Annotated in this window: 12 protein-coding genes; 6 read left to right on the plus strand and 6 right to left on the minus strand. The window is 62.5% G+C overall.

Features of this window, described 5'->3' with window-relative positions:
- Nucleotides 1-301: 301 nt before the first annotated feature.
- On the plus strand, nt 302-784 hold the full coding sequence (locus ACNFCH_RS23320) for a glycine zipper domain-containing protein (RefSeq protein ID WP_337159409.1): 483 nt from the start codon (nt 302-304) through the stop codon (nt 782-784).
- Nucleotides 785-850: 66 nt separating this feature from the next.
- Here the strand turns inward: ACNFCH_RS23320 and ACNFCH_RS23325 are convergent, their stop codons facing one another.
- The 3 genes from ACNFCH_RS23325 to hslO form a co-directional block, all read right to left on the minus strand.
- Nucleotides 851-1,285, minus strand: a complete 435-nt coding sequence (locus ACNFCH_RS23325; RefSeq protein WP_337159408.1) for an acyl-CoA thioesterase — start codon at nt 1,283-1,285, stop codon at nt 851-853.
- Nucleotides 1,286-1,464: 179 nt separating this feature from the next.
- Nucleotides 1,465-3,006 carry a phosphoenolpyruvate carboxykinase gene (locus ACNFCH_RS23330; RefSeq protein WP_070090798.1) on the minus strand — a complete coding sequence of 514 codons (1,542 nt, stop codon included), beginning with the start codon at nt 3,004-3,006 and terminating at the stop codon, nt 1,465-1,467.
- Nucleotides 3,007-3,185: 179 nt separating this feature from the next.
- The gene (gene hslO, locus ACNFCH_RS23335) at nt 3,186-4,085 is read right to left on the minus strand and encodes an Hsp33 family molecular chaperone HslO (protein WP_337159407.1); all 900 of its coding nucleotides are present in this window, start codon (nt 4,083-4,085) and stop codon (nt 3,186-3,188) included.
- 108 nt (nt 4,086-4,193) lie between these two features.
- Here hslO and ACNFCH_RS23340 point away from each other — a divergent pair, with 108 nt between their 5' ends.
- Nucleotides 4,194-4,994 carry a phosphatase PAP2 family protein gene (locus tag ACNFCH_RS23340; RefSeq protein ID WP_337159406.1) on the plus strand — a complete coding sequence of 267 codons (801 nt, stop codon included), beginning with the start codon at nt 4,194-4,196 and terminating at the stop codon, nt 4,992-4,994.
- A 31-nt stretch (nt 4,995-5,025) separates the two neighbouring features.
- On the opposite strand, the gene ACNFCH_RS23345 is transcribed toward ACNFCH_RS23340, so the two are convergent.
- Nucleotides 5,026-5,427: an RNA-binding S4 domain-containing protein gene (locus ACNFCH_RS23345; protein WP_337159405.1), complete on the minus strand. Its 402-nt coding sequence runs from the start codon at nt 5,425-5,427 to the stop codon at nt 5,026-5,028.
- 109 nt (nt 5,428-5,536) lie between these two features.
- On the opposite strand from ACNFCH_RS23345, the gene ACNFCH_RS23350 reads away from it, so the two are divergent.
- Together ACNFCH_RS23350 and rimK are read left to right on the plus strand one after the other, a co-directional pair.
- Nucleotides 5,537-6,019, plus strand: a complete 483-nt coding sequence (locus tag ACNFCH_RS23350) for an ATP-dependent zinc protease (protein ID WP_328306830.1) — start codon at nt 5,537-5,539, stop codon at nt 6,017-6,019.
- Nucleotides 6,016-6,921: a 30S ribosomal protein S6--L-glutamate ligase gene (gene rimK, locus ACNFCH_RS23355; RefSeq protein WP_043208300.1), complete on the plus strand. Its 906-nt coding sequence runs from the start codon at nt 6,016-6,018 to the stop codon at nt 6,919-6,921. The genes ACNFCH_RS23350 and rimK overlap by 4 nt, the downstream gene beginning before the upstream one ends.
- Nucleotides 6,922-6,997: 76 nt before the next feature.
- Here rimK and ACNFCH_RS23360 read toward each other — a convergent pair whose 3' ends face one another.
- Both ACNFCH_RS23360 and ompR read right to left on the minus strand, forming a co-directional pair.
- Nucleotides 6,998-8,311, minus strand: a complete 1,314-nt coding sequence (locus ACNFCH_RS23360) for an ATP-binding protein (RefSeq protein WP_337159429.1) — start codon at nt 8,309-8,311, stop codon at nt 6,998-7,000.
- A 123-nt stretch (nt 8,312-8,434) separates the two neighbouring features.
- Nucleotides 8,435-9,175 (minus strand): two-component system response regulator OmpR, encoded by a 741-nt coding sequence (gene ompR, locus ACNFCH_RS23365; protein ID WP_070090804.1) that lies wholly within the window; start codon nt 9,173-9,175, stop codon nt 8,435-8,437.
- Between the two features lie 231 nt (nt 9,176-9,406).
- On the opposite strand from ompR, the gene ACNFCH_RS23370 reads away from it, so the two are divergent.
- Nucleotides 9,407-11,728 carry a Tex family protein gene (locus ACNFCH_RS23370; protein ID WP_337159404.1) on the plus strand — a complete coding sequence of 774 codons (2,322 nt, stop codon included), beginning with the start codon at nt 9,407-9,409 and terminating at the stop codon, nt 11,726-11,728.
- Nucleotides 11,728-12,111 carry a PaaI family thioesterase gene (locus ACNFCH_RS23375; RefSeq protein ID WP_337159403.1) on the plus strand — a complete coding sequence of 128 codons (384 nt, stop codon included), beginning with the start codon at nt 11,728-11,730 and terminating at the stop codon, nt 12,109-12,111. Before ACNFCH_RS23370 ends, ACNFCH_RS23375 begins: the two co-directional genes overlap by 1 nt.
- Nucleotides 12,112-12,300 lie beyond the last annotated feature (189 nt).

Here is a 12,300-nt window from a genome sequence, read left to right on the forward strand (position 1 = left end):
TTAATATCGTGCACAAGAACGCCGGTTTGTAGATGTGTTTGCTCGCACGAACATCATCCATCAAACCGGCGTTCTTGTTTCTGTCTTTCCCGGGATTCCGTGAAGAACCTTAAAAAAGCCCTGTCCGCAAGGGCCAGGGCTTCGTCTCAAGTAGCTTCAGACAAGCGAAATTCAATAAAGTTTCACCGAAAAAACAAGAAGTTAGAGAATTGTGTACAAGTCGTGCTACTCGTCGGATTTCAATTGCCAGCCGCCTCGCCGAGCCTCACATTCGCCTCGTCATCCCTATGAGGCTCTCTTGATGAAGAAGTACTCCTCGATTCTGTTGTTGTCTTTCAGCTTGCTCAGCGGCGTTGCCATGGCCGGTGGCAATACCGAGGCCGGCATTGGCGGCGCATTGGGTGGGGTACTCGGCTCCGTAGTAGGCAACTCCATCGGTGGTAGCACCGGCGGCGCCATCGGTGCCGGCCTGGGCGGCGCGGCCGGTGGTGCCCTGGGTGCCGACAAGCGTCAGCGCGGTGAGGCCGCCATCGGTGGCGCACTGGGCGCTGCCGGCGGTAACGTAGTCGGTCGCTCGGTGGGCGGCACCACCGGTAGCTACATCGGTGCAGCCGCAGGCGGCGGTGCCGGTGGTGCCCTGGGTAACTATCTGGGCAACAAGGCCGACGATGACGAGCGTCACGAACGCCGCTACCGTCGCGACTACGACGACCGCCGTCACTGGGACCGTGGCCACCACTACGGCCACCGCAAGCACAAGCGCCACTGGCGTTACGACGACTGATCATTCAGTCAAGCAAAGGCCCTGCCCTGATCGGCAGGGCCTTTTCGTTTGTGTCGCTGTTGATGCTCAGTCGTTGAGCTGCAAGCCCGCCAGAGACACCTGCAGTGCATCAGGAAAGGTCACCGGGCTGCCGGAGGCACGCTCCACGAACACCTGCACCACCGTCCCCGCCGCGCAGGCTTGCGGCTCGCCGGGACGAAACAGCGCCAGGCGGTACTCCACCGTACTCCCTGCCAGGCGTGTCACGCCCAAACCCACTTCAAGCACATCTGGAAAGCCCGGCAGCGCATAGAACTGCGCTGCAGCACTGATCACCACACCCGCCAGCTCGCCGTCACGCAGGTCCAGCTCGGCCTGCTCGACGAGAAAGGCTTGGATCGCGGTCTCGAAGTAGCCGTGCACCGTCGAACCGGCGATATGGCCGTTGACGTCGTTGTCCTGGGGACGCGTGAGGATGGGGTGGAAATGGTTGAAATGGCTGCGCTGAGGGGATTCGGTCATAGGTTACCCAGGCTTGGTTACGCGAGTGGAGGTTGCGGCCGTCATTAGGAGCAGTTGGGCTGCCCAGCAGCCCAATCACCGGACAAGCCCTCGATTGCTCCAGCGACCATACCATCGGCTCAGGACCAGAAACAAAAAAGCCGCCCCTAGGGGCGGCTTTTTTATCCGTGCTGGCGAGCTTACAGCTGCGGGCCAGCGGCCTTGATGGCCTCGGAGACTTCGAACTTCTTGAAGTTCTCGATGAACAGATTGGCCAGGCCTTTGGCGGCCTCGTCGTAGGCAGCCGAGTCAGCCCAGGTGTTGCGTGGGTTGAGCAGGACGGTCTCGACGCCCGGAACGGCCTTCGGCACGTCCAGGTTGATGATGTCCAAGTGCTCGGTCTCGGCACCGATCAAGGCACCGCTCTGGATCGCAGCGATCACGGCGCGGGTGGTCGGAATGCTGAAGCGCTTGCCAACGCCGTAGCCACCGCCGGTCCAGCCAGTGTTGACCAGGTAGACCTTGGAGCCGAAGCCCTTGATGCGCTTGATCAGCAGTTCGGCGTACTCGCCAGCCGGACGCGGGAAGAACGGAGCGCCGAAGCAGGTGGAGAAGGTCGACTTGATGCCGCCGCCCGAACCCATTTCAGTGGAACCGACCAGCGCGGTGTAGCCGGACAGGAAATGGTAGGCCGCCTGCTCGTTGTTCAGGATCGAAACCGGAGGCAGAACGCCAGTCAGGTCGCAAGTCAGGAAGATGACCGCGTTCGGCTCGCCGCCCAGGTTCTTCTCGGAACGCTTCTCGACGTGCTCCAGCGGGTAGGCGGCGCGGCTGTTCTGGGTCAGGCTGCCATCAGCGTAGTCGGCGTGCTTGGCATCGTCGAGCACGACGTTTTCCAGCACAGCGCCATGCTTGATGGCTTTCCAGATGACCGGCTCGTTCTTCTCGGACAGGTCGATGCACTTGGCGTAGCAGCCGCCTTCGATGTTGAAGACAACGCCTTCGCCCCAGCCGTGCTCGTCGTCACCGATCAGGTAGCGGCTCTCGTCAGCCGACAGGGTGGTCTTGCCAGTGCCGGACAGGCCGAAGAACAGGGTCACATCGCCTGCTTCGCCGATGTTGGCGGCGCAGTGCATCGGCAGCACGTCGGCAGCCGGCAGCAGGAAGTTCTGCACAGAGAACATGGCTTTTTTCATTTCACCGGCGTAACGCATGCCAGCGATCAGCACTTTCTTCTGGGCGAAGTTGATGATGACGCAACCATCGGAGTTGGTGCCGTCACGCTCTGGAACGCACTCGAAATTGGCGACGTTGAGCACTTGCCATTCTTCACGGCCAGCCGGGTTGTACTGGGCCGGGTTGATGAACAGGCAACGGCCGAACAGGTTCTGCCAGGCAGTCTGGGTGGTCATCTTGACCGCCAGGTAGTGCTCGGCGGCAGCGCCTACGTGGACGTGGGAAACGAAGTGCTCTTGGGCGTTGTTGAACGCCTCGACGCGAGCCCACAGAGCATCGAACTTGTCAGCCGGGAATTTGCGGTTGATCGGACCCCAGGCAATGGCACCGGAGGTGCTGGGCTCGTCGACGATGAAACGGTCAGCCGGCGAACGGCCGGTACGATGACCGGTTTTCACAACCAGTGCGCCAGTATCGGCCAGCTCGCCTTCACCGCGGGACAGCGCTTCTTTTACCAGCTCATCGACGGTCAGGTCGGTGTACACGGTGTTGTTGGCTTGCGTCATGAGATACCCCATCCGGCCCAAGGCCGAGTGCTCCAAACGTTTTGTAGTTGTCTATTTCAAACTACTACAGCGAAAAAAGTGGCCGGATTATGCCAGAAAAGCCCAAAAAAAGTAGGCCCCTCCTGTCAGAACTGCGCTTTTGCGCAATTCGACAGGAGTTTCTCCTGTAGTGAAGCGTTTCAGTGCTGAGTATCTGACGGTGCCTCGGTGCCACCACCTGCAAACAATTGCGCTACATCGCTCGCATCGAAGAAGTAGCGCTCGTTGCAGAACTGGCAATCGATCTCGACCTTGCCACCGCATTCCTCCACCAGCGCCTTGGCATCCTCCTCGCCGAGGCTGACCAACGCATTGCCGGAACGCTCGCGCGAGCAGCTGCAATGGAAGCGCAGTGGCTCGATGTCGAACAGACGCACGGCATCCTCATGGTAGAGGCGGTGCAGCAGGGTTTCGTTGTCCAGTGCCCACTCCTCGGGTTTGAGGGTGCCTGCCAGGGCCACGACATGCTGCCAGCTGCCTTCGCGCTCCTCTTCGTCGCGTTCACGATCGACCGGCAATTGCTGCAGCAGCAGGCCACGGGCCTTGCCACCGTTGGCGTCGAGCCAGAAGCGCGTGTTGAGCTGCTGCGACTGGACAAAGTAGTTGGTGAAGCATTCCGACAGATTGGCACCATCGAGGTCCACGGTGCCCTGGTAGCGCTGGCCCTTGATCGGATCGATGGTCAAGGTCAGGTGCCCGTCGGGCATCAGCTGCGCCAGAGTGGCGTCAGCAGGAATCTGGTCCGCCTCATAACGCGCCATACCGCGGATGTCGCGATCGCTGGAGCACTCGACCATCAACAGCGGGATCGGCCCCTGAGAGCGCGCCTGAAGCACCAGTAGGCCGTCGAACTTGAGTGCGCCCACCAGCAATGCAGTGGCGGCCATCAGTTCGCCGAGCAGCGCGGCGACCGGTTGAGGGTAAGGATGACGGGCCAGCACTTCGGCGTAGCTCTGTTCGAGCGCCACCCACTCGCCGCGGATATCACGGTCGTCGAAGATGAAGCGTTGGGTGAAGTCGGTATCCGGCAAATCGCTCATAGGTTTTGGCTATCTGAAAATGATGACAAAATGGTTACAGGGAATTACGACTCCCGTGGCAGAGCGTCCACGAGACGCTCTTAACCCCGCTGGTAATAGAGGTATTTTATGGACAATCGACCACTGTTCCAAGCAAGGTGGTCCTGGGGACCCCTGGTAGCCTGTACCCTGCTGCCCGTTGCTCTACTGTGTTTCTGGTTATGGCCTTTTGGCCAGATCCTGTGCCTGACTTTAGACGAGTGGCTGTTCCACAGCCTCAATGCACCTTTGGCCGACAATACCGCCTGGCGATACATCTGGACCGTCGGCAGCCTGCGTCCTTTCGATATTGTCGTCGGCCTGATCCTCTTAGCCCTGTTGATCCGGGGTAATTGGGTGTTCAAGGCAACTCAGGTGCGCGAAGCCCTCTTTGGCTTTCTGGTCACGCTTTTCCTCTTAGTGGTGGTTCGCGTGCTGTTTTCCAAGTGGGTGGCGCTCATGGGCTGGCAACACAACAGCCCATCGATGGTCTTCGACAACGTAGTCCATCTGAGCGACTACTACCCGAACCTGGAAGCCAAGTGGGAACTCAAGGACCGCTCCAGCCAGAGTTTTCCGGGCGATCACGCCTCGGTGCTGTTGATCTGGGCGCTGTTCATGAGCCTGTTCAGCCGAGGCCTGGTACAGCGGCTGGTGATCTGGGGCCTGGCCGTGCTGTTCATGCTGCCGCGCCTGGTGGCGGGCGCTCACTGGGGCCAAGACGACTATATCGGCGGATTGCTGATGGCCGTGCTGGCCCTGGGCTGGAGCTGCCACACGCCGCTGGCGGCCAAGGCCAGCGCGGCGTTACTGCGCTGGACTGCGCCCCTGTTCGGGTGGCTGGCGCAATTGCCCCTGGTGGGCAGGATGAGCGTCGTTCGCATGGCCTGAATGGTCTTCGGGGCCGTTACACGGCCCCCACTCATTCATAGCTGCCGTGTAACTGATGAATCTGACGCCGCTGCTTCTTGGTCGGTCGCCCATCGGTGGTCACACCGATCGCGCCGGCCTTGCGCATCTCGGCCGCCTGCTCACGGCGCCGAACGCTTTCTTCAGTCTCTTCGTACAGGGTCTGCGCCTGCGGCGCGCCACGGCGCACATCCGACAATGCCTTGACCACCACGGTGCGTTCATCGAATCCCGTACGCAGCACGAATTCGTCACCCACCCGAGGCTCCTTGCCCGGCTTGCAGCGCTCACCCCGGCAATGCACCTTGCCACTTTCGATGGCCGCCTTGGCCAGCGCGCGCGTCTTGTAGAACCGCGCCGCCCAAAGCCATTTATCCAGGCGCACTTTGTCGTCTTCTTCCGCTTTATGGGCCATCCCGTTACCTCGAACTCTGTCTTTCACGGAACTGTACTACCGTAACTTGCGGATGCAAAAAGTCCGTGCCGTGCTTACAGTTCACCACCTCATCCGCAGGGCGTGTTTCGTGAAGACATTTGACCATCTGACTGTAATCGGCCTGCGCGAGTGGGTCGCTCTGCCCGACCTCGGTCTGGCGGGCCTGCGCGCCAAGATCGATACCGGCGCCAGCACCTCCAGCCTGCATGCCACGGACGTCGAACCCTTCGAGCGCGACGGCCAGCCGTGGGTGCGTTTCACCGCCCATCTGGGCTCGGTGGTGCAGTTGCGCCACCGCCGCTGCGAGGCGCCCCTGGTCACGATGAAGACCATCAAGAGTTCCAACGGCCAGGCCCAGGTCCGCTATGTGATCCGCACGCCACTGGCGCTGGGCGACCGGGTCTGGGAAGTGGAATTCACCCTGGCCTGTCGCAAGAACATGCGCTATCGCCTGTTGCTCGGCTCCAAGGCGTTGATCCATGGCCAGTTGGTGGTCAACCCTGGCCTGAAATACGTTCAGGACAAACCGGCTTTTCCAGCCACCCTTTCCCCTGTCACAGGTGCTGCATGAAGATCGCTGTGCTGTCGCGCAATCCGCGTCTGTATTCCACCCGCCGTCTGGTCGAAGCCGGTACCCAGCGTGGCCACGAGATGGTGGTGATCGATACCCTGCGTGCATACATGAACATCGCCAGCCACAAGCCTCAGATCCACTATCGTGGCAAGCCGCTGGAAGGTTTCGATGCGGTCATCCCGCGCATTGGAGCCTCTGTCACTTTCTATGGCTGTGCGGTGCTGCGCCAGTTCGAGATGATGGGCGTCTATCCCCTCAACGAATCGGTAGCCATCGCCCGTTCGCGCGACAAGCTGCGCTCCCTGCAGCTGCTGTCGCGTCGTGGCATCGGCCTGCCGATCACAGGTTTCGCCCACTCACCGGACGACATCCCCGACCTGATCCAGATGGTCAATGGTGCCCCCTTGGTGATCAAGGTGCTCGAAGGCACCCAGGGCATCGGTGTGGTGCTATGCGAAACCACCAAGGCTGCCGAGTCGGTGATCGAGGCGTTCATGGGCCTGAAGCAGAACATCATGGTCCAGGAGTACATCAAGGAGGCGGGCGGTGCGGACATCCGCTGCTTCGTCGTCGGCGACAAGGTGATCGCATCGATGAAGCGCCAGGCCAAACCTGGCGAGTTTCGCTCCAATCTGCATCGCGGCGGCGTGGCCAGCTTGATCAAGATCACTCCCGAAGAGCGCATGACCGCCATTCGCGCGGCCAAGGTCATGGGCTTGAGCGTGGCGGGGGTGGATATCCTGCGCTCCAATCACGGACCGTTGGTGATGGAGGTGAACTCTTCGCCCGGGCTGGAGGGAATCGAAGTCACGACCGGCAAAGACGTGGCCGGGATGATCATCGAACATCTGGAGAAGAACGGCGGGCCGAACCAGACCCGGACCAAAGGCAAGGGCTGAACCGCTTCGCGGGTAGATCGAAGCGCCGGTTCGGCGCCCCGATTTCCCCCGAACAGGCCAACGCGGCCCGTAAAACTCAGACGGCGTTACGCGGCAACAGCAGCCCCAACGGCAGCCTTACCCGCGCTTCGATGCCGCCTCCGGAGCGATTGCGCAACTCGACATTGCCGCCGTGCTGGGCCGCGATCCGCTTGACGATCGCCAGCCCCAGCCCGGTGCCTTTGCCTCCTCGGGCACGATCCCCGCGAATGAATGGGTTGAAGATGGTCTCCAGCTCCGACTCGTCGATACCTGCCCCTCGGTCCAGCACGCTAAGCACCACATAGGGCGCACTCTGATCCCCCGAAACGTAGGCCGCCACTTCGACCCCCTTGCCAGCGTGATGCAAGGCATTGCCGATCAGGTTCCCCAGCATGCGCTTGAGCGACACCCGACGTAGCGGGAACGGCGGGATCGGCTCCAGGCACAGGCGCACCCGCTCCTCTGGCTGGTTGTAGGGCGCCACCACTTCACGCACCAGCGCGCCCAGGTCCACCTCTTCAACGGGCTCGTCCCGACCATCGCGTATGAACGCCAGGAACTGGTCGAGAATCGCGTCCATGTCCTCGATGTCGCGGACCATGTCGTCAGTCAGTTCGCTGTCGTTGGCCATCAAGGACAACGACAGGCGCAGACGGGTCAGCGGGGTGCGCAAGTCATGGGAAACCCCCGCCAGCATGAGTTCACGCTCACGTCCGGCCTGCTCGACATCTTCGGCCATCTGGTTGAAGGCCCGGTACACCTCGGTCATCTCGCTCGGTGTGTCGCTGATCGGCAAGCGCACGCTGCGCCCCTGGCCCAATTGCCGGGCGGCGAATACCAATCGCTTGAGCGGCTGGTTGAGCTGACGCACGAAGATCCACGCCGATGCGGTGGACAACAAACCGATGGCCAGGAACCAACCCAGCACGTTCCAGATCTTCTGCCCCCTCAGCGGGTGGGGATACAACGGTACCTTCAGCCAACCCGGGCCCAGGCTCGGCGCGTTGACCCACAAGGCAGGCGGCGCGTGAATGCGCAGCCGCACCTCGGTGTCATCGCCCAGTTCGGCCTGCATCTGGCGCTGGTAGATCTCGCTGTACGGCCAATGCTGCTCCCCCTCCGGGACACCGGAGCCGGTGACCCGGATCAACCCCGCCGCCTCCGCGATCTTGTCGCGGTTTTCTTCGTCGGCGGCCCAATAGGCGCGTAGCGTGAGCGCCACGCCATGGCTGTACTGGCGATCGACCAGTACGTCCTCGTTCATCAGCAGGTACACCAGCGTCAGGGCCTTGGAGAACAGGACGACGATCAGCACCAGCCAGAGGGTGCGGGCGAAGAAGCTTTGCGGGAACCAAAGAGGCGTTTTCATCTGGACAACTACTGCGCTGCGCTCACGGGCGGGGCTCGACAGGGTGCAGGCCTGATCCAGACGCAAATAGGGCGACCCCATCGGGTCGCCCTGGTGCGTGATGGCAAGCCTGCAGGCTCATGTTCATTTGCTGGCGTTTCCGTCCGGCACGAAGACGTAGCCGACACCCCACACGGTCTGGATATAGCGCGGCTTGGAAGGGTCCGGCTCGATCATGCGGCGCAGGCGCGAAATCTGGACGTCGATGGAGCGCTCCAGGGCATCCCACTCGCGGCCACGGGCCAGGTTCATCAGTTTGTCGCGGGTCAGTGGCTCGCGGGCATGCATCACCAGGGCCTTGAGCACGGCGAACTCGCCGGTGGTCAGCATGTGCACTTCATCGCCGCGCTTGAGTTCGCGCGTGGCCAGCGACAGTTCGTAGTCGCCGAAGGTGACGGTCTCGTCCTCGCTGCCAGGGGCGCCGGGGACGCTCGGGGTCTGGCGACGCAGCACGGCCTTGACCCGCGCCATCAGCTCGTCCGGGTTGAACGGTTTGCCCAGGTAGTCGTCAGCGCCCAGCTCCAGGCCCTTGATACGGCTGAGTTCGTCGCCCTTGGCGGTCAGCATGATGATCGGGATCTGGTTGTTGGCCTTGCGCAGGCGGTTGCAGGCGGAGAGGCCATCCTCGCCGGGCAGCATCAGGTCGAGCACCACGAGGTTGAAGACCTCACGGGCCAGTAGGCGGTCCATCTGTTCGGTATTGGGCACCGCGCGGGCGCGATAGCCCTTGCTGGTGAAGAAACGTTCCAGCAGGCTGCTCAGCCCCGGATCGTCATCGACGATGAGAATCTTCTCGCCTTCAGCGGTATTTGCGGTGCTGGTCATGAATAACTCCTTTGATATCGCCGCGCATTATGGCGTAGCCATGACAATGCGTGCCGTGTGCATTGTTAGCAGATTTTTCCCCTGGCGCCAGTTCCCGCCGGGGCATGGCTGGCCCAGCGCCATCACCCCAAGCCCGGCACGATGGGTATAATGCGCCGCTTTCACCCAGCGCCGCCGGGCCTGAATGCCCCCTCGCGGCCTCCAGCACTCACTATTTGTCAGGTGGTTCTCATGGACAGCATCAACAGCCGTATCGCCGAGGAACTGGGCGTTCGCCCGCAGCAGGTCGAGGCGGCCGTGGCCCTGTTGGACGAAGGCTCGACGGTGCCCTTCATCGCCCGTTACCGAAAGGAAGTGACCGGTAGCCTGGATGACACCCAGCTGCGCCACCTGGAGGAGCGCCTGCGCTACCTGCGAGAGCTCGACGAGCGGCGCGCCAGCATCCTGGCCAGCATCGAGGAGCAGGGCAAGCTGACCCCGGAGCTGGCCCGCGAGATCAAACTGGCCGACACCAAGACCCGCCTGGAAGACCTCTACCTGCCCTACAAGCAAAAGCGCCGCACCAAGGGCCAGATCGCCCTGGAAGCCGGTCTGGGCGAACTGGCCGACGGCCTGCTCAATGACCCGCAACTGACCCCGGAAACCGAAGCGGCGAGCTTCGTCGATGCCGACAAGGGCGTGGCCGACGTCAAGGCCGCCTTGGAAGGCGCCAAGTACATCCTCATGGAGCGCTTCGCCGAAGACGCCGCCCTGCTCGACAAGCTACGCGGTTTCCTCAAGCAGGAGTCGGTGCTCAGCGCCCGCGTGGTAGCTGGCAAGGAAGAGGAAGGCGCCAAGTTCCGCGACTACTTCGCCCATGACGAACTGCTGCGCAGCGTGCCGTCGCACCGCGCCCTGGCGATCTTCCGAGGCCGCAACGAAGGCGTACTTAGCGCATCGCTGAAGGTCGGCGAGGAACTGCCAGGCACCCTGCACCCGTGCGAACTGATGATCGGCAGCCATTTTGGCTTGGAAAACCGCAATCGCCCGGCCGACAAATGGCTGGCCGAAGTGGTGCGCTGGACCTGGAAGGTCAAGCTCTACACCCACCTTGAAACCGACCTGTTCGGCGAGCTGCGCGACAATGCCGAGAGCGAGGCGATCAACGTCTTCGCCCATAACCTGCACGACCTGCTGCTGGCCGCACCGGCAGGCCCTCGCGCCACCCTGGGCTTCGACCCAGGCCTGCGTACCGGCTGCAAGGTCGCGGTGGTCGATGCCACCGGCAAGCTGCTGGACCACACCACGGTCTACCCGCATGCACCGAAGAACGACTGGGACCGCACCATTTCCATTCTCGCCGCCCTGTGCGCCAAGCACTCGGTGGAACTGATCGCCATCGGCAACGGCACCGCCAGCCGCGAGAGCGACAAGCTGATCATCGAACTGGTGAAGAAATACCCGGCCCTGAAGATCACCAAGATCATGGTTTCCGAAGCCGGCGCGTCGGTGTATTCGGCCTCTGAGCTGGCTGCCCGCGAATTCCCGGACCTGGACGTCTCGATCCGCGGCGCGGTCTCCATCGCCCGTCGCCTGCAGGACCCACTGGCCGAGCTGGTGAAGATCGACCCCAAATCCATCGGTGTCGGCCAATACCAGCATGACGTGTCGCAGGTAAAGCTGGCGCGCGGCCTGGATGCCGTGGTCGAGGACTGCGTGAACGCCGTGGGCGTCGACGTCAACACCGCTTCCGTGGCGCTGCTGACCCGCATCTCCGGCCTGAACGCCACCCTGGCCCAGAACATCGTCGCCCACCGCGACGCCAACGGCCCGTTCGCCACCCGTGCGGCGCTGAAAAAGGTCAGCCGCCTGGGCGAGAAGACCTTCGAACAAGCTGCAGGCTTCCTGCGCGTGATGAACGGCGACAACCCGCTGGACGCCTCGGCGGTGCACCCGGAGGCCTACCCGCTGGTGCAACGCATCGCCGCCGACACCGACCGCGACATCCGTTCGCTGATTGGCGACAGCGGCTTCCTCAAGCGCCTGGACCCCAAGAAGTTCACCGACGAGACCTTCGGCCTGCCGACCGTCACCGACATCCTCCAGGAGCTGGACAAGCCAGGTCGTGACCCGCGCCCTGAGTTCAAGACCGCCACCTTCCAGGAAGGCGTCGAGGACCTCAAGGACCTGGAGCCAGGCATGATCCTCGAAGGCGTGGTGACCAACGTCACCAACTTCGGCGCCTTCGTCGACATCGGCGTGCACCAGGATGGCCTGGTCCACATCTCGGCGCTGTCGGAGAAGTTCGTCAAGGACCCGCGCGAGGCGGTCAAGGCCGGCGACGTGGTCAAGGTCAAGGTCATGGAAGTGGACATCCCGCGCAAACGTGTCGGCCTGTCCATGCGCATGAGCGACACCCCGGGCGAGAAGGTCGAAGGCAACCGGGGTGGCAACCGCGGCAATGGCGGCAACCGCCAGCAACAGGCGCCGCGCCCACGTGAAACCGCCGCCGCACCGGCCAACAATGCCATGGCCGCGCTGTTCGCCAACGCCAAGCAGTTGAAGAAGAAGTGATGGACGTCCCGGCCGAATACGTCGAAAGCGCCTTCAGCCAGCTCCTGGGCTGCCGCCTGCAACGCCTGGAAACAGGCCTTGCAGAAGTGGCCCTGGGCCTCGAGCCGCACTTGCGCAACCGCGGCCAGAAGCTGCACGGCGGGGCGATCTTCAGCCTGGTGGACATCGCCATGGGCCTGGCCTGCTCGGCCAGCCATGGCTTCGATCAGCAGAGCGTGACCATCGAATGCAAGATCAACTACATGCGCGCCGTCAGTGATGGCGAAGTCGTGTGCACCGCCCGTGTGCTGCACGCCGGGCGCCGTACGCTGGTGGTCGACGCCGACGTATTCCAGGGCGACAAGCTCGTGGCCAAGGCGCAGGGAACCTTCGCCGTTCTCTAGCTCACCAAGGCTTATCTGCGGTATTTTCGGCGTTATCGAATATCGGGGCTGCGAAGCGGCCCCAGCCGGCACTGGCACTGCTGAAAACCCAGACAAACCAGGCGACAACGCCAGTTCCTTTTCCAACTACCCTTGTAGACCGTCATCCCTACCCCCATATTGGGGCGACTGACGCGTGAAGGAATACAT

This window comes from Pseudomonas sp. NY15354 (genome assembly GCF_048068075.1).
In the GTDB taxonomy this organism is placed as follows: Bacteria; Pseudomonadota; Gammaproteobacteria; order Pseudomonadales; family Pseudomonadaceae; genus Aquipseudomonas; species Aquipseudomonas guariconensis_C.